22 protein-coding genes are annotated in these 20,449 nt (G+C 62.2%); 15 read left to right on the forward strand and 7 right to left on the reverse strand.

Annotated elements, in window-relative coordinates:
- Window positions 1-96 precede the first annotated feature (96 nt).
- From IB279_RS35860 to IB279_RS35875, 4 genes are all read left to right on the forward strand, one after another.
- Window positions 97-1,323 carry a bifunctional alpha/beta hydrolase/OsmC family protein gene (locus IB279_RS35860; protein WP_090301730.1) on the forward strand — a complete coding sequence of 409 codons (1,227 nt, stop codon included), beginning with the start codon at window positions 97-99 and terminating at the stop codon, window positions 1,321-1,323.
- A gap of 101 nt (window positions 1,324-1,424) precedes the next feature.
- Window positions 1,425-2,021, forward strand: a complete 597-nt coding sequence (locus tag IB279_RS35865; protein ID WP_034802015.1) for a DJ-1/PfpI family protein — start codon at window positions 1,425-1,427, stop codon at window positions 2,019-2,021.
- A 24-nt stretch (window positions 2,022-2,045) separates the two neighbouring features.
- Window positions 2,046-2,396 carry a ribbon-helix-helix domain-containing protein gene (locus tag IB279_RS35870; protein ID WP_060520550.1) on the forward strand — a complete coding sequence of 117 codons (351 nt, stop codon included), beginning with the start codon at window positions 2,046-2,048 and terminating at the stop codon, window positions 2,394-2,396.
- Between the two features lie 156 nt (window positions 2,397-2,552).
- Entirely contained in the window at window positions 2,553-3,437 is an 885-nt protein-coding gene (locus IB279_RS35875; RefSeq protein ID WP_034802010.1) for a DMT family transporter, read from the forward strand.
- Between the two features lie 197 nt (window positions 3,438-3,634).
- Here the strand turns inward: IB279_RS35875 and IB279_RS35880 are convergent, their stop codons facing one another.
- Window positions 3,635-4,093 carry an Rrf2 family transcriptional regulator gene (locus IB279_RS35880; protein ID WP_090301732.1) on the reverse strand — a complete coding sequence of 153 codons (459 nt, stop codon included), beginning with the start codon at window positions 4,091-4,093 and terminating at the stop codon, window positions 3,635-3,637.
- A 101-nt stretch (window positions 4,094-4,194) separates the two neighbouring features.
- On the opposite strand from IB279_RS35880, the gene IB279_RS35885 reads away from it, so the two are divergent.
- The 5 genes from IB279_RS35885 to ppk2 all read left to right on the forward strand — a co-directional run bounded on the left by IB279_RS35885 (window position 4,195) and on the right by ppk2 (window position 9,164).
- Window positions 4,195-5,160 carry an alpha/beta fold hydrolase gene (locus IB279_RS35885; protein WP_090301734.1) on the forward strand — a complete coding sequence of 322 codons (966 nt, stop codon included), beginning with the start codon at window positions 4,195-4,197 and terminating at the stop codon, window positions 5,158-5,160.
- Between the two features lie 89 nt (window positions 5,161-5,249).
- The gene (locus IB279_RS35890; protein WP_309142334.1) at window positions 5,250-5,738 is read left to right on the forward strand and encodes a hypothetical protein; all 489 of its coding nucleotides are present in this window, start codon (window positions 5,250-5,252) and stop codon (window positions 5,736-5,738) included.
- Window positions 5,739-5,838: 100 nt separating this feature from the next.
- Window positions 5,839-6,309: a BA14K family protein gene (locus tag IB279_RS35895; protein ID WP_034802004.1), complete on the forward strand. Its 471-nt coding sequence runs from the start codon at window positions 5,839-5,841 to the stop codon at window positions 6,307-6,309.
- Between the two features lie 250 nt (window positions 6,310-6,559).
- The gene (locus IB279_RS35900) at window positions 6,560-8,323 is read left to right on the forward strand and encodes a SulP family inorganic anion transporter (RefSeq protein WP_060520554.1); all 1,764 of its coding nucleotides are present in this window, start codon (window positions 6,560-6,562) and stop codon (window positions 8,321-8,323) included.
- A complete protein-coding gene (gene ppk2, locus IB279_RS35905; protein WP_060520555.1) occupies window positions 8,310-9,164 on the forward strand; it encodes a polyphosphate kinase 2 in 855 nt (284 codons plus the stop codon). The genes IB279_RS35900 and ppk2 overlap by 14 nt, the downstream gene beginning before the upstream one ends.
- 97 nt (window positions 9,165-9,261) lie before the next feature.
- Here the strand turns inward: ppk2 and IB279_RS35910 are convergent, their stop codons facing one another.
- The 4 genes from IB279_RS35910 to IB279_RS35925 all read right to left on the reverse strand — a co-directional run bounded on the left by IB279_RS35910 (window position 9,262) and on the right by IB279_RS35925 (window position 13,347).
- Entirely contained in the window at window positions 9,262-9,723 is a 462-nt protein-coding gene (locus tag IB279_RS35910) for a hypothetical protein (RefSeq protein ID WP_034802042.1), read from the reverse strand.
- 366 nt (window positions 9,724-10,089) lie between these two features.
- Complete coding sequence (locus IB279_RS35915; RefSeq protein WP_192341181.1) at window positions 10,090-11,973, reverse strand: patatin-like phospholipase family protein; 1,884 nt, start codon at window positions 11,971-11,973, stop codon at window positions 10,090-10,092.
- Between the two features lie 274 nt (window positions 11,974-12,247).
- Entirely contained in the window at window positions 12,248-12,784 is a 537-nt protein-coding gene (locus IB279_RS35920) for an MgtC/SapB family protein (RefSeq protein ID WP_089046057.1), read from the reverse strand.
- A 116-nt stretch (window positions 12,785-12,900) separates the two neighbouring features.
- On the reverse strand, window positions 12,901-13,347 hold the full coding sequence (locus tag IB279_RS35925) for a pseudoazurin (protein ID WP_082005895.1): 447 nt from the start codon (window positions 13,345-13,347) through the stop codon (window positions 12,901-12,903).
- A 150-nt stretch (window positions 13,348-13,497) separates the two neighbouring features.
- On the opposite strand from IB279_RS35925, the gene IB279_RS35930 reads away from it, so the two are divergent.
- From IB279_RS35930 to IB279_RS35950, 5 genes are all read left to right on the forward strand, one after another.
- On the forward strand, window positions 13,498-14,154 hold the full coding sequence (locus IB279_RS35930) for a MarR family winged helix-turn-helix transcriptional regulator (protein ID WP_060520557.1): 657 nt from the start codon (window positions 13,498-13,500) through the stop codon (window positions 14,152-14,154).
- Between the two features lie 210 nt (window positions 14,155-14,364).
- Entirely contained in the window at window positions 14,365-14,913 is a 549-nt protein-coding gene (locus IB279_RS35935; RefSeq protein ID WP_089046055.1) for a carboxymuconolactone decarboxylase family protein, read from the forward strand.
- A 62-nt stretch (window positions 14,914-14,975) separates the two neighbouring features.
- Window positions 14,976-15,530: a peroxiredoxin gene (locus IB279_RS35940; RefSeq protein ID WP_210187492.1), complete on the forward strand. Its 555-nt coding sequence runs from the start codon at window positions 14,976-14,978 to the stop codon at window positions 15,528-15,530.
- A 26-nt stretch (window positions 15,531-15,556) separates the two neighbouring features.
- Window positions 15,557-16,264 (forward strand): glutamine amidotransferase, encoded by a 708-nt coding sequence (locus tag IB279_RS35945; RefSeq protein ID WP_192341183.1) that lies wholly within the window; start codon window positions 15,557-15,559, stop codon window positions 16,262-16,264.
- A complete protein-coding gene (locus tag IB279_RS35950; RefSeq protein WP_192341185.1) occupies window positions 16,257-17,012 on the forward strand; it encodes an MOSC domain-containing protein in 756 nt (251 codons plus the stop codon). The genes IB279_RS35945 and IB279_RS35950 overlap by 8 nt, the downstream gene beginning before the upstream one ends.
- On the opposite strand, the gene IB279_RS35955 is transcribed toward IB279_RS35950, so the two are convergent.
- Window positions 16,959-18,440 carry an FAD/NAD(P)-binding protein gene (locus tag IB279_RS35955; RefSeq protein WP_192341187.1) on the reverse strand — a complete coding sequence of 494 codons (1,482 nt, stop codon included), beginning with the start codon at window positions 18,438-18,440 and terminating at the stop codon, window positions 16,959-16,961. The two genes, IB279_RS35950 and IB279_RS35955, sit on opposite strands and share 54 nt — an antisense overlap.
- Window positions 18,437-19,630 carry an FMNH2-dependent alkanesulfonate monooxygenase gene (gene ssuD / locus IB279_RS35960; RefSeq protein ID WP_210187493.1) on the reverse strand — a complete coding sequence of 398 codons (1,194 nt, stop codon included), beginning with the start codon at window positions 19,628-19,630 and terminating at the stop codon, window positions 18,437-18,439. Before ssuD ends, IB279_RS35955 begins: the two co-directional genes overlap by 4 nt.
- A gap of 188 nt (window positions 19,631-19,818) precedes the next feature.
- On the opposite strand from ssuD, the gene IB279_RS35965 reads away from it, so the two are divergent.
- Entirely contained in the window at window positions 19,819-20,367 is a 549-nt protein-coding gene (locus IB279_RS35965; protein ID WP_082566455.1) for a flavin reductase family protein, read from the forward strand.
- Window positions 20,368-20,449 lie beyond the last annotated feature (82 nt).

The raw sequence follows: 20,449 nt of genomic DNA on the forward strand, positions 1-20,449 counted from the left end.
GCCAGGTTCGGCGGACATGGACGCCGGCCGCATCATTCGAATTCAGGACAGTCGTTGCGACCTTGGGATGATTGTTCTCCTTCCTGGAAGCATCACATGAACTTCAATAGTCAACGACTTGAATTTACCGGCCATTCCGGCGCTACCCTTGGCGCCAGACTCGACCTTCCAAACGGCCCGGTGCGGGCCTATGCGATTTTCGCCCACTGCTTCACCTGCTCCAAGGATCTGGCGGCGGCGCGTCAGATCTCGGCCGAACTCGCGCGCGAAGGGATCGCGGTCCTGCGCTTCGATTTCACCGGCCTCGGATCAAGCGAGGGCGAGTTCGCCTCGACCAACTTTTCGTCCAACATCGCGGATCTTCGTTCGGCCGCCGACTATCTACGGCTACACTTCGAGGCGCCGTCGCTCCTGATTGGCCATTCGCTTGGCGGTGCAGCCGTCTTTGCGGTTGCCAACGAAATTCCGGAAGTCCGCGCCGTGGCCACGATCGGCGCACCCGCGGACGTCGGCCATGTGCTCAAGAACTTCGGAGCGAGCCTCAAGGAAATAGAGGAAAGTGGTGCCGCCGAAGTCGATCTTGCCGGTCGCAAATTCCTGATCAAGAAACAGTTCGTCGACGACGCTTGCGCCCAGCGCCTTCATGAGGCTGTGGCGACGCTCAGGAAACCCGTTCTCATTCTCCACGCGCCGCTGGATCAAACGGTCGGCATCGAAAACGCCAGCGACCTCTTCCATGCGGCCAAACATCCGAAGAGCTTCGTTTCGCTGGACAAGGCCGACCATCTGCTCACCGATCCTGCCGATGCCGCCTACGCCGCCCGGGTGATTGCGGAGTGGCTGAGCCGCTATCTCGTGGCCGACAGTCCGCAGGGCACGGAGCCGGCGGAACAGGTCCAGGTGACGGAAACGGGCGAAGGCAAATTTCAGAATTCGGTTCAAGCCGGCAGGCATCGCCTCTTTGCCGACGAGCCGCAAAGCGTCGGCGGGTTCGATTCCGGGCCATCGCCCTATGACTACCTGTCGATCGGGCTTGCCGCCTGTACCTCCATGACGCTGCGCCTTTACGCCGACCACAAGAAGCTGCCACTCGGGCGCATCAAGGTGGAGGTCTCGCATTCCAAGATCCATGCGCGGGATTGCGAAGACTGCGCCGCAACGGAGCGCGCCGACAGCGGGAAGATCGACCGGTTCGAGCGGGTCATAGCGATCGAGGGCGAGGTCACAGACGAGCTTCGCTCCAAGATCGCCGAGATTGCCGACAAGTGCCCGGTCCATCGCACTCTGGAAGGGATCGCCAAGATAACGACGGCCGTGAAATAGTCCGCGGCCCTGCCCGGAATTTTCCATTGTAGTATTCCGCTAGTACCCGTTGCCTCAGCCGGATTGCTAAGCTCCGCCCATTGTTTTTTGGGAGGAAACAAATGGCAAACTCGAAAATTCTGATGATCACCGGTGATTTCACCGAAGACTATGAAACGATGGTTCCGTTTCAGACCTTGCTTGCCTGCGGCCACACGGTGCATGCCGTCTGCCCCGGCAAGAATGCCGGCGAGACGGTTGCGACCGCGATCCATGATTTCGAAGGCGACCAGACCTATTCCGAAAAGCGCGGCCATAATTTTGCGCTCAACGCCACCTTCTCCGCCATCCGCGCTGAAGATTACGACGCGCTGGTCATACCCGGCGGTCGCGCGCCCGAATATCTGCGTCTCAACCCGGATGTCATCAAGGCTGTCCAGCATTTCTTCGCGGCGGGAAAACCGGTGGCGGCCATCTGCCACGGCGCACAATTGCTGGCGGCGGCCGGCGTGTTGAAGGGCCGCACCTGTTCGGCCTACCCGGCGTGCCGTCCGGAGGTCGAACTTGCCGGCGGCATTTATGCGGATATCGCGATCAGCGACGCGGTCGCCGACGGCAACCTCGTTACCGCGCCGGCGTGGCCCGCCCATCCGTCGTGGCTGCGCCAGTTCATGGCTGTGCTCGACGCCTCGGCCCTGCTACAAACGGACGCCGCCTGAGAAGGCAGCCACGGGAGGGGCGAGATGTGCGAGTTGTTCATAAAGGCGGATGCGCGGCTCTGGGAGAGCACCACCCGGTCGCTGCGCATCGATGGCATGGTGACGAGCGTCCGGCTGGAGAACTTCTTCTGGTCGAAGCTTGAGGAGATCGCGCGGCGCGATCGTATGAACGTCACGCAGCTGATCACCAAGCTGCACCACGAGTCCATCGATGCCGGGCATGATCTCGGGAACTTCACATCATTCCTGAGGGTCTGCTGCGCGCGCTATCTCGACCTGCAGCTGTCAGGCGACATTCCGACGGATGTCAACCAACCGATCGCCGGTCTGAACGCTCCGGCGATCCTCACGCGCGAACAGGAAAAATATCATTGAGCTGAGGCAGGCTGCCCCCTTCGCGGGGGCAGTCCCGGCTCGGCGCGCCCGTCTGCTGCCGCGGATCCAGGATCATCAAACCAAAGTCGTTTGGTTCAAGCCCCGGCGACAAGACTATGCTATTCAGGGGGCCAGCGATTCTGAGTTTGTAGTGCAATGAGCCCCAAGACCCGCGGTTATCTGTTTGCCTTCCTTGCCATTTGCATCTTTGCTGGCCAGGACGCCATCACCAAGTATCTTGGCGACCGCTACCCCGCTTTGTTCATCACGATGATCCGATTCTGGGCGTTTGCGCTCTTCGTGTTCGCTTTCGCCGCCTCGTCATCGGGTGGACTTCGCAAGACCGCTCACACGCGCCATCCCTGGCTGCAGGTCGTGCGAGGCCTGCTGCTCGTCGCCGAAATCGTCGTCATCGTCATTTCCTACGTTCACGCCGGGCTCGCCATGAGCCAGTCGATCTTTCAGGCGACACCACTGATCATCACCATCCTCTCGATCCCTCTTCTCGGGGAGACCGTGGGATGGCGGCGCGGTGCGGCCATTCTGATCGGTCTGATCGGCGTTCTGGTGATCATCAATCCCGTCAACGTGCACTTCGACATGTCGCTGCTTCTGCCGCTCGCAGCCTCCGTGCTTTTCGCGCTTTACAGCATTGCCACCCGCGCCGTCAGTCGCGAGGATTCGGCCGTCACGAGCCTCTTTTATGCCGGTGTTGTCGGCGCCGTGGCGATCTCGCTGGTCGGCCCGTTCTACTGGACAGAGGTGGTGCCGTCCGATTGGTTTGCCCTTGCCGCGCTTTGCGTCTGTGGCACCCTCAGTCACTTTTTCCTCATCAAAGCCTACGGACTGCTGCCGGCAGCCGAAGTCCAGCCCGTTACCTATTTCCAGCTGGTCCTCAATGTGATCTTCGCCGTCATGCTCTTCGGCGAGACGATCACTCACAACATGATCGTCGGCGCGCTCATCGTCGTCGGCGCCGGTCTCTTCACGATCTGGCGCGAGCATCAGCTGGCGAGACGGTCGTCGGTATCGCGCGCCTAGTCCTGCTCGCTGACCGGCCGCTCAGGCGCCGCCAGCGATATGAGAGCAGCCAGCGTCTTTCGAAGGCCGAGATCAAGCCGCTTGTCCTGCCGGACGATCATGCAGAGCCGCCGGCTCAGTTTTTGGTGAAAGGGCCTGACCACAAGCTCGCTCGATCCTGCCGCTTCGCCGGCTCATCGCCCACATGCGTGGCGCCTTCAGGCTTGATGATCCAGGTGCGTTGCCCGCTGAGACCCCGCAGCATCCTTCATCGCACGCTCCGCAATCGTTGAAAGCCTGAGTTCGGCAAACTCCTGCAGCAGGGTCCGCTCCGCTTTTTCGAAGGCGTCCACCAGCGCCGCATTCGCTGCGTGCTCCACCGGGCAGGTCGGATGGTCCTCGGACACGCCTGCCGCCAGAACCTGCCCATCGTCCAGCGCCCGCTGCACATCGAGCACCGTCAACTCCTCAAGCGGCCGCAGAAGCGCCCAGCCCCCTCCCCGGCCGCCTTCGGAACCGACGACACCCTTGCGCTTCAACGCCCCCATCGTCCGGCGAACAACCACCGGGTTGGTGTTCAGCATCTTGGCGATGGTCTCTGACGTCTCCCGTCCCCCGAGCAGTGCCATGTGAATGAGCACATGGATCATCCGCGCCAACCGGCTGTCTTGCTTCATTCGACTCCCCATAGCGTAACAATATAAGTTACGCACTCTTGACGCCACCTGTTTCCGTAACTTATACAATTACGATATCAGAGTGTCGAGAAGGAACGAAGATGCAGGCCCAGACAATCCAGACCCGAACCATCCGCATGGGCTTTATCGAACAGGGAAACGGCCCGGCCGTTCTGCTCTGCCATGGCTTCCCGGAGACCTCCCATGCTTGGCGGTACCAGATAGCGGCACTTGCGGAGGCGGGCTTTCGCGCGATCGCGCCTGACATGCGCGGCTACGGCCTCTCGGAATGTCCTCCATCGGTCGACGAATACAGCGTGTTTCACAGCGTCGGCGACATGATTGCTCTGCTGGATGCCCTCGACCTATCAACGGCCATCCTCGTCGGTAACGACTGGGGCGCGACCGTTGCCTGGCAGGCGGCACAGATGCGGCCCGACCGTTTCTGCGGCGTCGTCGCCATGAGCGTGCCGATGATGGGCCAGCCGCCCGTTCCGCCGACCCGGATCTTCCCGCGGACCGACGAGGCAGAATTGTACACGCTCTATTTCCAGGAGCCTGATGTCGCCGAGGCGGAGCTGGAGCGTGACATCGGCCAGACGCTGCGAAAGATCCTCTTTGCGGCTTCCGGCGACGCGGGCGCGCGACAGGCCGGAGACCAGACACCCAATCCGTTCGGCATGGTATCGCGCCGGCATGGACTGCTTGCGCCGCTGCCCGACAGCATGCCCGACTGGCTCACCGCTGCAGACCTCGACACCTACATCAGCGCCTTTGCCACGACCGGTTTTCGCGGAGGGTTGAACTACTATCGAAACCTCGATCGCAATTGGCAGCTGCAGGCCGCTTTCGCCGGCGTAAAGGTCGAAATTCCTGCCCTGTTCATGGTCGGCGAGCGCGACACGGGCCTCGCCATCCCCGGGATGCGCGAAATTGTCGATGCAATGCCGCCCCTCGTCCCGCAGCTCAAGGAAAGCATCATCGTGCCCGGCAGCGGCCATTGGCTGCCGCAGGAGCGCCCCGATGTCGTGAACGAGGTTCTCATCCGGTTTGCCCGGAATGTTTGAAAGCCACGTGATCGACGAGCGAAGGACACCCCTGTCCCCCGAGACCAAAAAATGCATGATCGCACACGCAAAACGTGTGGATCCAAGGGGTGCATCTCGATGAAACGGGTGCGGCCCGGGCCCTCATGAGACTTAAATCCAAACTTAAAGTATTCTCAGGATTCCTCATGAAAACCTTTCGATCTCTCTTTTTGCCCGTAATCGTTGTCGCTTTGTCGGCTTGCACCACAACCTCCGACGATTCCCGGCAGCAGGCGCTATCGATCACGGCGCGCAGCGGGGTGAAGACGCTCGTCGCCAAGAACTGGCATATCGACGATAACTGCAGCCAGATCGACTATCCGGCGATGACGATTGCGGAGAAGCCCAAGCATGGCCACCTGGAGATTGTCCACGAGGCGGTCTATCCGAAACTGGTGGGCAAGCAGTCAAAATGCGCGACAACCAAGGTGAATGGCGTCGTCGCCTACTATACGCCGAACCCCGGCTATACCGGTCGCGACCGGCTTGTCATTCGCTCCCCATATGAAGACGGAAAGATCGAAGAAGGCGTATTGAGCGTGACTGTCGTCAAATAGACAGCCGCTTGGTCGGGCGGCGGAAGCACCTGGAAAACGAAGTGCTATCGAACCGGTTCCGCGCTATAATCGGGCGCGGGGTGGAAAGAAGGTGAAGCCAATGAAGAGGCTAGCAATCTTTGCCTTGTCACTGGCGGCGGTAGCGACGAGTGTTCCGCCGGCCATGGCATTTCCTCCAGCCGTTACGGCGGAGATCGAGGCATCTCAAGTCCAACCGGTTCAGTACAGGCACCACGGCGGCGGCTATCACGGCGGCTACAACCACGGGCATCACCACGGCGGTGGCGATGACTGGGCGTGGGCGCTCGGCGGATTGGCAACCGGCGCGATCATCGGCGGGCTGCTCGCGCAGCCTCGCTACTATGGCCCGGGCTATTATGACGAAGGCTATTACGGCCCGACCTATTCCGCCCCGCGTTACTATGCGCCGCGCTACTATCGCCAAACCTATTATGGAGGCAGCGCGCACACCCGCTGGTGCTACGCTCGTTACAGGTCCTACAGGGCCTATGACGACACGTTCCAGCCGTATTACGGTCCGCGCCAGGCGTGTGTCTCCCCCTACTACTGAAGCGTTGACGCCCGGCTGACACGGGATTCATGACTTCGTGCAGATCCCTCGGTCCGGCGCTTGCCGGATCGACGCGGCAGGCCACCTCTAATTGTCTGCAACTTTTATTCTTTTTGTCGAAGCCGATGAAAGGAAAGTTTTGCAACCCTAATGTACGCAATGGTAGAGTGCATTGTTTGCGCTTCCCGCGCAGCCTGATTTGTAGCGTTTAGAGCACTTTAAGAGGGCTGTGCCCCCGGGGACCGTCAGCATGCTGAACCTGCCTCGCCTGCCGCTTCTGGACAACCTTAAGGGGTATCAGGGAAGTTGGTTGCGCAGTGACATTTCCGCAGGCGTCGCCATTGCCGCGGTCGGATTGCCGAGCGCCATCGCCTATCCCGCCATCGCCGGGCTGCCGCCCGAGACGGGCCTTTATGCGAGCATCACGCCGCTTGTCGCCTACGCCCTTTTCGGTCCGTCGCGGCAACTCATCGTCGGACCGGATGCGGCGACGATGACGGTGCTGGCGGCCGTGCTAACGACGGTATTCGCCTCCTCTGCCGGTGGCGCTGACCGCGTAACGGCGGCGGCCCTGCTGGCCCTCATCGTCGGCATCCTCTGCCTGATTGCACGCCTCGTCCGTCTCGGCGTGCTCGCGACCTTTCTTTCGCGCCCGATCCTCACAGGCTTCTTTGCTGGAATTTCCCTCTCGATTCTGGTTGGACAGATCAAGCGCGTCACCGGCGTCCAGATCGAGTCGGACGGGCTGATCAGCCCTATTCTCGAACTTCTGAGGCAGGCCGGCTCCATCCACTGGCCCACTCTGGTGTTTGCCTTGGCGTGTTTTGCGCTGCTGCAGGTCGCCCGCTTCTATCGCTCACCCGTTCCTGGTCCTGTTATCGTCGTCTTCGTCGCGGTGTTGTTGTCATATCTCTTCGACTTCGAAGGGCGCGGCATGACGGTCGTCGGCAACATTCCCGACGGCTTGCCGACCTTCGTCCTGCCTCGTCTCGAGGGTCTGCCGATCGATGGATTGCTGACCGGCGGCGCGGCAATCTTCCTCGTCAGTTTCGGTTCCGGCGTCATCGCAGCGCGCAGCTTTGCGGCGCTCGGCGGCTACCGCGTCGATCCGAACCGTGAACTGAGCGGCTTCGGCGCCGCCAACATTGCGGCAGGACTGTTCGGGACGTTTCCGGTGACCGCCTCGGATTCACGCACGGCCGTGAACTTCGCCGTGGGTGGGCGTTCGCAGATCGCGAGCCTCGTTGCGGCAGGGACCCTGATGGTGGTGCTGCTCTTTCTTGGTGACGTCCTTCGCATTCTGCCGGTCGCCGCGCTCGGGGCGATCCTTGCGGCAACGGCGCTCAGCCTGATCGACATCGACGGCCTCAGACGGATCTGGACCGTCAACCGCATCGAGTTCATTTTCGCGCTGATTGCCCTTTGGGGACCGATCGGCCTCGGCGTGCTGAACGGCGTGGTCATCGCCATCGCTGCAACACTGGTGTACCTCATCTTGCAGACCATGTATCCGCACGACGCGATGCTGGGCCGCATCCCCGGGCGCGACGGCTTCTACAAGCTGCATCGCATGACCGAGGCACGCCCGGTTCCAGGCTTCGGTGCCTGCATGGTTCAAGATAGTCTGCTTTTCTATAACGCCGATTACGTCCGCGAGCGCCTCGAGGTGATCGCCGAGAGCCTGCCGAAACCTACTCGCTGGCTGGTGATCGATGCGAGCGCCATCCCGCAAATCGACAGCACCGCCGCGGACATGCTTGGAGAGTTGCAGAGCGACCTGAAGAACCGCGGCGTCACGCTCGGCCTGGCCGAGTTGCATACCGATGCGCGCGCCCTGCTCGAGCGCTCCGGGGTCGTCGAGAAGATCGGCCCGGGTATGATCTTCGAGGGAATGGAAGATGCGCTCGACGCTTACGAGACCAAGTACGGGCGGAACGACGGTCAGCCGACCGGTTCTATCGAGATCAAGCCAGATGACCATGTCCGAACGGGAGGGAAAAATGGGCAAGCATGACGGCAAGAAGAAAAAGGGCAAAGACAAGAGCGAAGGCGAAATAGCCGCCGACGCGACGACTTCGGACGACTTGTCATCCGAGGGCTATGCCAAGGAGCTCGCCCGGCTGCAGCAGGAAACCGCCCATCTGCAGGCCTGGGTGAAGAAAACAGGCGCGCGCATCGTCATCGTCTTCGAAGGCCGCGATGCGGCCGGCAAGGGCGGCGTGATCAAGCGGCTGACCGAGCGTGTCAGCCCACGCGTCTTCCGCGTGACCGCGCTGCCGGCGCCGACCGACCGCGAGAAGTCGCAGATCTACATGCAGCGCTATATCCAACACCTGCCCGCCGCTGGCGAGATCGTGATCTTCGATCGCTCCTGGTACAACCGCCCCGGCGTCGAGCGCGTTATGGGTTTCTGCTCGGATGACAGTGCCCGACGCTTTCTCGAGCTCGCGCCGCGTTTCGAAGCGGCCATGGTCGAAAGCGGCATCATCCTGCTCAAATACTTCCTCGACGTCAGCGAGAAGGAGCAGGAAAAGCGCTTCCGGCAGCGCATTGCCGATCCGCTGCGCCAGTGGAAGCTCAGCCCGATGGACGTCGAATCCTATCGCCGCTGGTGGGATTATACCCGCGCCTACAACGAGATGATCCGTATGACGGACACCGATTTCGCGCCCTGGTGGATCGTACCGTCGGATGACAAGAAGCGTGCCCGCATCAACTGCATCTCGCACATTCTCTCGTCGATCCCATACGAGCGCGTGAAATTCTCGGAGCCCGATCTCGGCAAGCGCCAGAAACGGCCGGATGACTTTGCTGCGGACGACCACGTGCGTAGAAACGTGCCCGACGTTTTATAAGACTGAAAAGCCCGCACCAAAGGTGCGGGCTTTGAACACTTTCGATCGGGGACGGGCCGCAGCGTGACAACGCGATGCGACGCCGGGACGGTCGTACTCAGGCTTTTTCGGGAGCCCAGTTCAAGAAGAACCCGACGTCACCGGGCACGCCACCCGGGAAGTTGATGATCATCGCCTTCAACTTGTAGCCACTTGGCTTGCCGAAGGCCTGATAGCGATCAAAGAACTCTTTTGCTTTTCCCTGCAGCGTGTTCGGCCAATCCCGGTCGCCGCTGTTGATCGCGCGGCCGCTGTCAGTGCAAAGCTCGGACGGGAAGCTGTAGACCATCGCTTCGAACTTGCCGGCCTTCACGGCGTTCGCGACCAGCCGGCGAACGATGGCGATTTCCTCTTCCGTTACATGCTTCTTGAGAAAATCCGCGGCAAAGTCGGCGAGCTTTTGCTCTTCGATGGATTTTAGTCGCCGCTCCTTGTCCATCTCGTCCATTTCACGCTGGAGCATCTGCATTCTGAGGTCCTGTGCACTTGGAGGTGCGCCGGCATTCTTGTTGTCAGACATCACGTCGATCCACTTCAAGCAAATGGGCGCTCTGTGACGAAGCGATACACGGCTTCCGTGCATCACATGACCAGGGACGTCCCGCAGTTACATCCAAGGAAACCCAAATGGCAGTGCAATTCGGGGACGAAACATTTTCGAATGCGAGCCGCTATATCTCCGATGGCCCTCTATTCATTGGTCTTTTCACTGCAAAACGAAAGAACCGCGACTGGCTCTCCCGATGCAAGGCTATCCTAAAATACCACAACCGCAAGAGGACAGTGACAACTTAACAGAGGCGGCAAGATCAGTCGAAAATCCCTGCGCATTCAACGCGCTCGCGGGCATTACATAACGGTCAGGCCCCAGAAGACAGGGCGCATCCTAGAGCGCGGAATGCGCCTGCGCGCTGCCATGTGTTTCCGGCGAGCCATAGCGAGCCGGCAGGCCACAAATGGCTTCCATCCTCGGGTCGTTCTCGACAATACGCTCACCAATCCATGATTTCGCCCAATGATAGGCTTCGGCGAACAGTTCGGAGTGCCGGCTCCAATCCATAAAGCTGATCGCGGCTGAAACCGGCGGGGAAATCAGGATGTCCTTTTCCCCAAGAGCGATCTCCTGCGGCCGGTGCGCCAGCATGCTTGCGGCAATGACCTGGATCAGGTTGGGGATTTTCGGCAAGCCCGAGCGGCCGAAGGGGTTGAGCAACCGAACGGTCAGTTCGGACGCGCCGGGAATACTGTCATAGTCGATGTGCTGTTTTCCCGGACCGCCCCCACCCAGGCTCACGACGACGTTCGGCCCTGTCTTCAGTTCCTTCATCTGTTCCAGTGGCAGATTGTTCATGATCGCCCCGTCGACCAGCATGTCACCGTCGGCCGTGAAGAAGGGCGGCAGTATGCCGGGGATCGAGCCCGACGCTCTGACTGCCTGCCACAGTTTTCCGCGGCGATGGACATGCGCTTGCCCTGTGCTGAGATTGGTCGACAGCGCGAAAAATGGCAGCCAGAGGTCTTCGATAAGAACGTCGCCATATTCCGCCTGCAGGGTGCGGTCGAGCACCTTGTGATCCAGCAGCGCATATTGCGGCACGGTCAGGCGACGGAACGCGCGGCTGCGGACGAAGATCTCGTGCGTCCCACGATTGATCTCGTCGGCGTTCATGCCGCGGGCGAAGCCCGCCATCATCGCCGCTCCCGAACTGGTGCCTCCCAGATAGTCGAAGGAGGCGCCGGCCTCGATAAAAGCCTTGTGGACGCCAAGATGCGCGCATCCGAGCGAGCCCCCGCCGGCTGCGACAAAGCCCCTCGCCTCGCCGGCAATGAAGCGGACCAAACGCTCGACATCCTCAATGTCTTCGAGCGCCACGTGATGATGCTGCCGGAGTCCGGGGCGCTCGTTCAGCCAGCCGCTGGTGCCGACGACCGTTGCGGCGCGCTTGTCATGCACCAGAACGAGCCGCACGCTCGATGGCGAGTGCACTGACAGCGCCAGTTGCTCTGACGGGTTGAGTTTTGCAGAGCCGGACGGCTCGCCGACCAACAGGACACCATCGGCCTGGCGGATGCAGACACGCGTCCAGTCGCTTGGTTCGTCGTCGGCGATGTAGACGAGGCCTCCGGTCTTGGCTTCCAATTGGTTGAGCCAGTCCAGCACCGGCTGATCATCGATCGGAACGCCGGGAAAGCGCTCTTCGATGTCGGCCCTCGCCAGGAAAGCCGTGCGCGTGGATCCGGAAAAAGCCTTGCGCAGCAGGTCGATGAAGCGGCGAGAAACCCGGCTGCTTCCGGCAGCAACAATTGCGAGCGTCCTTATCCGGCAGGCGCCCTTGGCATGCGGCGAAGCCGGTGACTGCTTGGCAAACCGTCGCGCCAGAAACGTGGTGACCGATTGGCGCAGGCTCGGCAGGGCACTCGCCGCCTTTTCGAACTGGTGGTCACAGATCGAAAGAACAATGGAATCGCGAGCAGCAACGACCGTAGCCATGCGCGGCAGCCCGGCGAAGAAACCGACCTCGCCAACGAGCTCGCCCTGCCCTATCTCGGCAATAGGGTCGGAGACGTCATCCCGGTGCACGGTAAAGCGGCCGGACAGGACCACGAAAAACCGGTCCGACGGCTCGCCTTGGCGGACCAGGATCTCGCCACGCCGCACGATGCCGCGATCGGAATTGGCGGCCAACGCTTCCAACGCAGCCAATGACGTCTGGTCGAACATCAGGGTCTCCGACAACAGCTTGGCAGCAAGGGAACCGGTGGCGTCCATTGAACCTTCCTTGGAAACAGGCCGCTTACGAGCTTAGCCGTTTCGATCGGGATTGCCGAACACATTTCCTCGCCACGCCATATGGCGCAGGCGGCCTTCACCGGACCATAAACAGATGGGCTCGCCCCTGAAGACACGACAGCGACGCCGGGTCGAGGGCGCCAGCGAGATGCAACCTTTCCATGCATATTAGCATTGCGTTGCACCTAGCCTGAGACGGCAGGGTATTACCCTAAGACTCGAGACGGCGCTCAGGACTATCGCAAACCTATCGTTAGGCTTGCTTCTTGCCGCCCTCGTCGCTCGCCTTACCCTCCGGCTCCACGTCAGGCTTTTGGTGTCGCACGGCCTTGGCTTCGAAGTAGCCGATGATGGTGAGAACGGCGAAGGCGGAACCGACCGCCAGGCCGGCAACGATCCAATGGCCGAAGCCGACCGAAATGCCGATCGCGCCGGCAAGCCAGAGGCTGGCCCCGGTCGTCAGGCCCTGAACCTCGCCGCGAGACAAGACGATTGTGCCGGCTGCAAGAAAGGCGACACCGGCTGTGACCGCCTCCACCACGCGCAGAGGATCGATGCGGACGCGTTCGTCGAAGAAGCCGCCGAGGCGGACGCTTTCGATCGAGATGATGCCGAAGGTGCAGGCTGCGAGGCAGACGAGCATATGGGTCTTGAGGCCGGCTGGTCGTGCCTTGACCTCGCGCTCGAAGCCGATGAGCGCGCCCATCAGCAGCGCCCCAAGGATGCGCGCAAAAATGACCGGATAGGAAATTTGCGATGGCGGAAACAATTCGGCAGTGATCTGATCCATGCGGAACCAACGCGAATGCTTCGCATTGGTTCCGCATGATGGCGCCCGCGCCTCACCCAGTGCGCAGACGCCAGGAGCGGCCTGTCCCCACCCCGCTCCGAAGCGCTAGAAGTCGCTTAGTTACCGAGCGCCGCGAGGGCTGCGTCCAGGCGTTCCTGAGCCTTCTTCGGGTTCTTCGCTCCCTTGACCGCTTCCAGGTTGGCCGGCGCATCGCCGACCTGAACGACGCCGACCATGCCCATGCCGTAGTGCGGCGTGCACTTTACGCCGTAGACGCCCGGCGCCGTGAAAGTCACCTTGTAGTTTTCATTGATCTTGCTTTTGAAAGCCTCGGCGCCATCGGGGATCATGCCCTTGATGGTTTCGACGTTATGTCCCTTGTCGGTCGGGATGAAGGTGACCGTGTCGCCAGGCGCAACCTTCAGCGACGCCGGCTCGAAAACCATCGCGCCGTCCTTGCCCTTGTTCAGCATGTGCACTTCGAAGTCCGCGGCGGCTGCCGGTGCGGCGACCAGCATTGCCGCGATCGCGATACCAAATCCGCTCTTGATTGCATTCAACATCGTCTTCTCCATTTGAGCGACCAGCCCGTGCTCGGGTTGTTCGAGAAGAGGATTAAGCCTGAGACGCCCCCTCCACTTTGATGCGCGTCAAATTCGCGCCGCTTTTTTGTCGGCATTGACAATACATAGGATTCCTATATTAACGACCGCATGAGCAAGGAACCTGACACGACACCGCCCCTGATCGACCGTATCGGCGACGGCCTTTCCCGCGTAGCGACGGCCATGCGCACGGAGGCCTGGTCGAGTGCGGAAGCGATCGGCCTCAATCCGACGCAATTGCAGATCCTGACCTTCCTGGTTGCCCGTAGACGCGGCGGAATGCGGGTAAAACAGATCGCCGGTTATCTCGGCGTCAGCCAGCCGACGACGACGGACTCGGTCAACGCGCTCTTGCGCAAGGGGCTGGTCGAGAAGCGGCCGGATCCGAGCGACGCGCGCGCCCTTTCGGTTGCCACCACGCCGGCCGGCGAGGACGCAGTACGACAGGCGGGGCGGCTCGCATCGGCCACGGAGGATGCCATCGCTTCGCTTTCGAGGCTGGAGCAGCAGGATCTGCTCATGCATCTCGTCAAGATCATCCGTGGTCTGCAGGCGGCTGGCGCCATCCCGGAACAGCGCATGTGCGTCAACTGTCGATACTTCCGGCCGCATGTCTATGACGACCCGAAGGCGCCGCATCACTGCGCGTTCGTCGATGCTGCGTTCGGACCGGCGGAACTGCGCGTCGATTGCGGCGAATACGAAACGGCAGAACCCGAAGCACAAAGGGCGGCCTGGCGTCTCTTCAATCGCGAGACGGTCTGATCATGCGAAACGATCCAGCCGCCGGCGCCAATGCCGGCGGTCCCGAAGGCGTCGCTCCCCCCCGGCGCCTCGCCACAAGCTTCACCATCGGAATTCGCGAGCGCTGTTTCCTGCGTCGCAAGCGGACAGACGATGATGTCGGCGCCGGTCCGACGACTGCCATCGGCGGACCGGCAATTTTCTCCCTCCAGCAAATAGAAAGAGAAAACCATGAGCAGAATTAATCTAGTCGACCCCGTTTCGGCAACTGGCCCCAGCGCCGAACTGCTTGGCGAAATCCGCTCCGCCTTCGGGGTAGCACCCAACATGTTCCGCGCCGTCGCCAATTCACCGGCGGCCCTTGCCAGCATGTGGGGCTCCTTCGGCGCGCTCGGCAAGGGACGCCTCGGCGCCAAGCTCGGCGAGCAGATCGCCGTTGCCGTCGCGGATCGCAACGATTGCCACTATTGCCTGGCGGCGCACACCGCACTTGGCCGCAAGGCCGGCGCGACCGCCGAGGAGATGACGGCAGCGCAGCACGGCAAGTCCTCCGATCCGAAGACGGCGGCGGCCCTTACCTTTGCTCAGAAGCTCGTCGAGGCGCGCGGACAGGTATCCGACGCGGATGTGCGCACCTTGCGCGACGCCGGCTTCGATGACGAGGACGTCGTCGAGATCATCGCGCATGTCGCGCTCAACCTGTTCACCAACTACATCAACGTCGCGCTTGCCGTTCCGGTCGACTTCCCCGGCGTGAAGCTCGTTCGCGAAGCCGCCTGATCCGCACATGTCGCAAAGGTCGGGCGACGAGCGTTCGCCCGGCCGTCTTGGAGATGAGAACAATGAACAGCAATCACAGGACCGCGGCTCCGGAACTCGCCGTTTCGACCTGGTTCAACACACAGGAACGTCCGAGCCTTGCGCAGCTTCGCGGCCGGGTCGTTTTCCTTCATGCGTTTCAGATGCTGTGCCCGGCCTGCGTTTCGCACGGACTGCCGCAGATGCAGCGCGTCCAGAGCATTTTTCGGGATACCGATCTTCAGGTCCTCGGCCTGCATTCGGTGTTCGAGCATCACGCGGTCATGACACCCGAGGCGCTGAAGGCTTTCATTCATGAGTATCGCCTGACCTTCCCGATCGCCGTCGACCAGCCTTCCGAGCAGGGACCGATACCGAAAACGATGGAGCGCTACGGCATGCGAGGCACGCCGACGGCAATCATCATCGGACGCGACGGTCATGTCGAACACCACCGCTTCGGCATCGAAGACGACATGGTCATCGGCGCGCGTCTTGCGACACTCCTTTCCGCCCCGATCCCCGATTTCAGCGCGGCCACCGCCACTTCAGCCGGGTGCACGAGCGAAGGATGCGTGCCCGACGCGCGGGCCGGCTAGAACCTCTGAGCATGGGAGAACAGACGATGACGACCAGAATGGCACTCGCCCTCAGACATGTGCATTTCGAAGATCTCGGCAGCTTTGCCGGACCGCTGCGGGCGGCGGGATTCGCAATCGAGTACCGCGATGTCGGCGACGAAAATTACCTCTCTTTCGATCCGTTGGAGCCCGATCTCGTCATCGTGCTCGGCGGTCCGATCGGGGTCTATGAAGACGAGGCCTATCCCTTCATCGCCGGGGAAATCGCCATGCTTCAGGCACGTCTTGCCGGCAACCGGCCGACGCTCGGAATCTGCCTCAGCGCCCAGCTGATCGCCCGCGCGCTCGGTGCCCGCGTCTACCCTTCCGGCCTGAAGGAGATCGGGTTTTCGCCGCTGAGCCTTAGCGCCGCAGGCGAGGCCTCGGCTCTCCGCCATCTCGCCGACGTCTCCGTCCTGCATTGGCACGGTGACACCTACGACCTGCCGGCCAGCACTGACCTGCTGGCCTCGACATCGCTGATCGCGCAGCAAGGCTTCGCGCGCGGCAATACAGTGCTCGCCCTTCAGTTTCACCCGGAGGCCCAAGCCGGCGCGGCCTTTGAACGCTGGCTCGTCGGTCACGCCTGCGAACTGGCGACCGCCGGGCTCAGCGTGCCGGGCCTACGCGCCGACGCCCGACGTCACGGGCCTCGCCTGGAGGCGGCGGCCGCGTCGATGATCGGCGAATGGCTGGAGAACATCGATGGTTGAGCAGGCCCCGATTGCGCTCGACGCCCTGCTCATCGGCACCCTCACGCCGATCGACGACCGCGGAACCTTAAGCGGTATCGACAAACACCCGGCTCTCGGGCCGGTACATCTCGGTACAACCGGCTTTGCCGGCGACCATCAGGGTGATCTGAAGAGGCACGGTGGCCCGGATAAGGCCGTGCATCATTACCCGCGCGACCACTACGAGGCTTGGGTCAAGGATCTCGGAAGCGTAACCAGGCTGGAGCAGCCGGGCGCCTTCGGCGAGAACATCTCGGCCTTGGGATTGACGGAAAGCGATGTCGCGGTCGGCGACCGGTTTCGCCTTGGTAAAGCCCTTCTCGAGGTGAGCCAGGGCCGGCAACCCTGCTGGAAGCTGAACCGCCGTTTCGATCTGCCGGATATGTCCCGCCGCGTCCAGCAGACCGGCCGAACGGGATGGTACTACCGGGTCATCGAAACCGGCTTGGTTTCGCCCGGTGAGCGGATGCAACTCGTCGAGCGGCGCTATCCCGAATGGACGATCGCCCGGCTGTGGCACTATCTCTATGTCGATACGCTCAACTGCGATGCCCTGTCCGAAATCGCCGATCTCGCCATCCTGCCCCCGAATTGGCGGGACTATGCAGCCAAGCGCCTGCAGACGCGGGCTGTCGAAGATTGGTCCCGCCGGCTCGACGGCGAGGCTCCGGCTTCAACGCCTGGCGGCGCCGTCGAGGGTCGTGACCAGTCGTTGCCGAACGGATGACGCCGACCTGCGGCTGGTGGCGGCCCTGTCCGGCCGCGCCAGCATCTCGGCGATCTCATCGGCAATGAAGATGGCGTGATCGTTGACCTGTGGCAGGCCCATGAGTTCGCCGAAGGTGCCGCGCGCCAGCGGCCCGGCAACGATCAGCGATCTCTCGGCCACGCCACTCGTCCCGATCGCCCGACTCGCCTCATCGCAGGCAAGCCCCAGTCCGACACTGTCTAGGCGCAGCCAGCCCTTCGACGCCAGATCCGCGAGCCAGTCCTGGCTGGAAAGAACACCCGTATGCGCCGGACCGGTCGTCACGACGCAGGCATCGAACAACAGGCGTTCCCGGATGCGCGTCTGCCGGTGACGGATATCGACCGCGATGACCTGACCGTAGCGCTCGACGCCTTCGATCGAAGCGCCGAGGACACGCAACTGTCCCGTCTCGATTGCCTGTCGGATCGCGTCATCGATCTGCGGCGCCACGCGGAACCGGTGGGCGTCCCAGAACGGTCGCAGGCGCTGCACGAGGCGGCGTCGCTCTGCAACCGGCAACGCCCGCCAGACTTGTCCGCCCTGGCTACGCAAAGCGTCGAAAACCGCATGCCAGCTGAGCCCCGCCAGAGCGGCCTGCCGCACCGCCAGGCGCACGCGTCGAAGCAGTTCTAGCGCGGTTCGCGCCGGGGTACCGACAAAATCGCCGAAGGGTTCCTGTGCCCTTCCCGCGTGGCCTCGCGAACGAAGTCCGCGGCGCGACAGGGCGACGATCGAGCCGCGGTGGTCGGCGAGCCTCAGCGACGCAATCACGTCCGCCGCCGTCAGGCCGTTTCCAAGCACCAGAACGTGATCATCGGGACGAAGGCAGGTAAGAGACCCGGCGACCGTAGTGTCGGCGACGAAACGCGGGTGGCCTTCGAGCGCCTGTGCAACGCGCTTCGGCGCACAAGGCGAGGGATGCGTCGTGGCGATCACGACGATGTCGGCCAGCAGCTCCGTCCCAGCGTCGGAGGTCAGCTTCCAGCGCGCTCCACGCCGCTCGATGCGCGCGATGCGCTCGCGCCGGTGCACGACCTTGCCGCTCCGCACGAACGGCGCGACGAACGCGCCGACGTATCGCCCGAACACCGCCCGCCGCACATAAAGATGGCCATCGGCCGCCCTTGCGTCCGGGTCGCCGCGCGGCTCGCCATGGGCCGCCAGCCAGTTCAAAAAATCGTCAGGATCATCAGGAGCGAGGCTCATGCGGGCCGCAGGCACATTCGTGCGATGGGCGGGATTGCCGCTATCATAGGCAAGCCCGGCGCCGAGCCGGTCTCGCGGCTCGAAGACCACGATGGCGGCGCCGTCGCTGGCGGCATGGCGTGCAAGGTTCGCCGCGACCACTGCGCCGGTGAAGCCGCCGCCGACAATGGCAATGACCGGTCGCCGCACAGCTGTCACGACTGGGAGACCTTCAGCTTCGGGCGATGATCGCCGGCGATGGTTTCGCCGAACGGCCCGGTGTTGATCGACGTCTCGCGTGCCGGGATGGCGTGGGCCAGCGGCAGATGCGGCAGAACCAGTTCACCGAACCGATAGGCCTCTTCGAGATGCGGGTAACCGGACAGGATAAAGCTGTCGATGCCGATTTGTCGGTATTCTTCCATGCGCGCCCTGACTTGATCGGGATCGCCGACGAGCGCCGTTCCTGCCCCTCCGCGCACCAGACCGACGCCGGCCCAGAGATTGGGAGCGATTTCGAGCTTGTCACGGCGACCACCATGCAGGCGGCTCATGCGGCTCTGACCAACCGAATCCATGCGCTCGAACACCTTCTGTGCGGCAGCAATCGTGTCGTCATCCACATATTGTATCAGTTCGTCGGCGGCCTGCCACGCTTCCCTTGCGGTTTCGCGAACGATCACATGAAGGCGGATGCCGAAGGTAACGTCCCTGCCCTCGGCTTCGGCCAGGGCGCGCACTTCGGCGATCTTGCGGGCAACGTCCTCGACCGGCTCGCCCCAGGTCAGGTACTTGTCGATCGTACGCGCTGCCACCTCCTGGCCCTTGCCGGAGGAGCCGCCGAAATAAAGCGGCGGGTGGGGCTGCTGTACGCACGGAAACAGGAGCTTCCCGCCTTCGATATCGAAGTGGTTCCCCTTGAAATCGACCTCTTCTCCGCGAAGCACGGCCTTGTAGATGTTCAGGAATTCCTCGGTCACCTCGTAGCGTTCGCCATGCGCGAGATGTATGCCGTCGCCCTTGTTTTCGATCGGATCGCCGCCGGTAACGACGTTGATCAGCAGCCGTCCGCCCGAGAGACGGTCCAGCGTGGCCGTCATGCGTGCCGCGAGCGTGGGCGAAAGCAGGCCGGGCCGAACCGCGATCAGGAACCGCAACTTTTCAGTGAGCGGCGCCAGCGCCGAAGCGACCACCCAACTGTCCTCGCAACTCCGCCCCGTCGGGATGAGCACGCCATAGTAGCCGAGCGTATCGGCGGCCTGCGCGACCTGCTTGAGATAATTGAGGTCCACGTTTCGGCCGCCGCGCGTGGTTCCGAGATAGCGGCTATCGCCGTGGGTCGGCAGAAACCAGAGCACATTGATCTTTTCAGGGATCTTCTCGGGGATTTCGTCGGGCACAATTCCCATTCGCGCAAGCCTCCTCGCAGGTTCCTTCGGAGGCACGCAAGAGCGTCCCTCGATTGCCAAAAAGCATAAACTCTATAAAATTTATTGACAATAAGAATTCGGACGATCATCCTTGATGTGAGGAAAAATTTTTCCCGCATCAGCCGTGAGCGACCGGGAATTAGATTAAATTTTTCGAGGATTTGGCCATGACCATTGCGCTTGCCGCTTCTCCCGCATTCGATGCCATCGTTCCGACCGCCAATGGTTACGGGTCGATCACCACGCCGGCGCTGAAGGCGGCCATGCGCAACTTCTCAGGTGGCGTCTCCGTCATCACCGCAGGGATAGGCGAAGAGCGTACCGGCGCCACCGTGACCTCCGCAACCGCGCTCGCCGTCGATCCGCCGACCATGATCGTCAACATCAACCGCACATCCTCCACCTGGCCGGTCATCGAGCGCTATCGGCATTTCTGCGTCAACCTTCTGTCGCGCGAACAGCAAAGGGTCGCCGAGCGTTTCTCCGGTGTCGATGGCACCAAGGGCGCCGCTCGCTACGATGGCGCCGAATGGATCCGGCTTGCCAGCGGCGCGTCGGCGCTTGCCGGCGCGCTTGCCGCCATCGATTGCGAGGTCGAGGAGATCATCGAGCGCCATAGCCATGCGATCATCCTCGGTCGGGTGGTGGCGATTACCGCGGGGACCGGCGAACCGATCGTCTACCACAACGGCCGCTACGGCGGCGTGCAGTTCTGACGCTGCTTTCCATGCATGGCACAGAGCGCTGCCACGGATCTCAAATTTGGAATGGGCTCTCTGCAAAGCCACAAAAAGCGGA

Source organism: Ensifer sp. ENS06, assembly GCF_014852205.1.
Lineage (GTDB): Bacteria > Pseudomonadota > Alphaproteobacteria > Rhizobiales > Rhizobiaceae > Ensifer > Ensifer adhaerens.

What these genes read in the sequence shown, in the direction of transcription:
- IB279_RS35860 (WP_090301730.1), top strand. Translation starts at nt 97, where the DNA reads ATGAACTTCAATAGTCAACGACTTGAATTTACCGGCCATTCCGGCGCT.
- IB279_RS35865 (WP_034802015.1), top strand. Translation starts at nt 1,425, where the DNA reads ATGGCAAACTCGAAAATTCTGATGATCACCGGTGATTTCACCGAAGAC.
- IB279_RS35870 (WP_060520550.1), top strand. Translation starts at nt 2,046, where the DNA reads ATGTGCGAGTTGTTCATAAAGGCGGATGCGCGGCTCTGGGAGAGCACC.
- IB279_RS35875 (WP_034802010.1), top strand. Translation starts at nt 2,553, where the DNA reads ATGAGCCCCAAGACCCGCGGTTATCTGTTTGCCTTCCTTGCCATTTGC.
- IB279_RS35880 (WP_090301732.1), bottom strand. Translation starts at nt 4,093, where the DNA reads ATGAAGCAAGACAGCCGGTTGGCGCGGATGATCCATGTGCTCATTCAC.
- IB279_RS35885 (WP_090301734.1), top strand. Translation starts at nt 4,195, where the DNA reads ATGCAGGCCCAGACAATCCAGACCCGAACCATCCGCATGGGCTTTATC.
- IB279_RS35895 (WP_034802004.1), top strand. Translation starts at nt 5,839, where the DNA reads ATGAAGAGGCTAGCAATCTTTGCCTTGTCACTGGCGGCGGTAGCGACG.
- IB279_RS35900 (WP_060520554.1), top strand. Translation starts at nt 6,560, where the DNA reads ATGCTGAACCTGCCTCGCCTGCCGCTTCTGGACAACCTTAAGGGGTAT.
- ppk2 (WP_060520555.1), top strand. Translation starts at nt 8,310, where the DNA reads ATGGGCAAGCATGACGGCAAGAAGAAAAAGGGCAAAGACAAGAGCGAA.
- IB279_RS35910 (WP_034802042.1), bottom strand. Translation starts at nt 9,723, where the DNA reads ATGTCTGACAACAAGAATGCCGGCGCACCTCCAAGTGCACAGGACCTC.
- IB279_RS35915 (WP_192341181.1), bottom strand. Translation starts at nt 11,973, where the DNA reads ATGGACGCCACCGGTTCCCTTGCTGCCAAGCTGTTGTCGGAGACCCTG.
- IB279_RS35920 (WP_089046057.1), bottom strand. Translation starts at nt 12,784, where the DNA reads ATGGATCAGATCACTGCCGAATTGTTTCCGCCATCGCAAATTTCCTAT.
- IB279_RS35925 (WP_082005895.1), bottom strand. Translation starts at nt 13,347, where the DNA reads ATGTTGAATGCAATCAAGAGCGGATTTGGTATCGCGATCGCGGCAATG.
- IB279_RS35930 (WP_060520557.1), top strand. Translation starts at nt 13,498, where the DNA reads ATGAGCAAGGAACCTGACACGACACCGCCCCTGATCGACCGTATCGGC.
- IB279_RS35935 (WP_089046055.1), top strand. Translation starts at nt 14,365, where the DNA reads ATGAGCAGAATTAATCTAGTCGACCCCGTTTCGGCAACTGGCCCCAGC.
- IB279_RS35940 (WP_210187492.1), top strand. Translation starts at nt 14,976, where the DNA reads ATGAACAGCAATCACAGGACCGCGGCTCCGGAACTCGCCGTTTCGACC.
- IB279_RS35945 (WP_192341183.1), top strand. Translation starts at nt 15,557, where the DNA reads ATGACGACCAGAATGGCACTCGCCCTCAGACATGTGCATTTCGAAGAT.
- IB279_RS35950 (WP_192341185.1), top strand. Translation starts at nt 16,257, where the DNA reads ATGGTTGAGCAGGCCCCGATTGCGCTCGACGCCCTGCTCATCGGCACC.
- ssuD (WP_210187493.1), bottom strand. Translation starts at nt 19,630, where the DNA reads ATGGGAATTGTGCCCGACGAAATCCCCGAGAAGATCCCTGAAAAGATC.
- IB279_RS35965 (WP_082566455.1), top strand. Translation starts at nt 19,819, where the DNA reads ATGACCATTGCGCTTGCCGCTTCTCCCGCATTCGATGCCATCGTTCCG.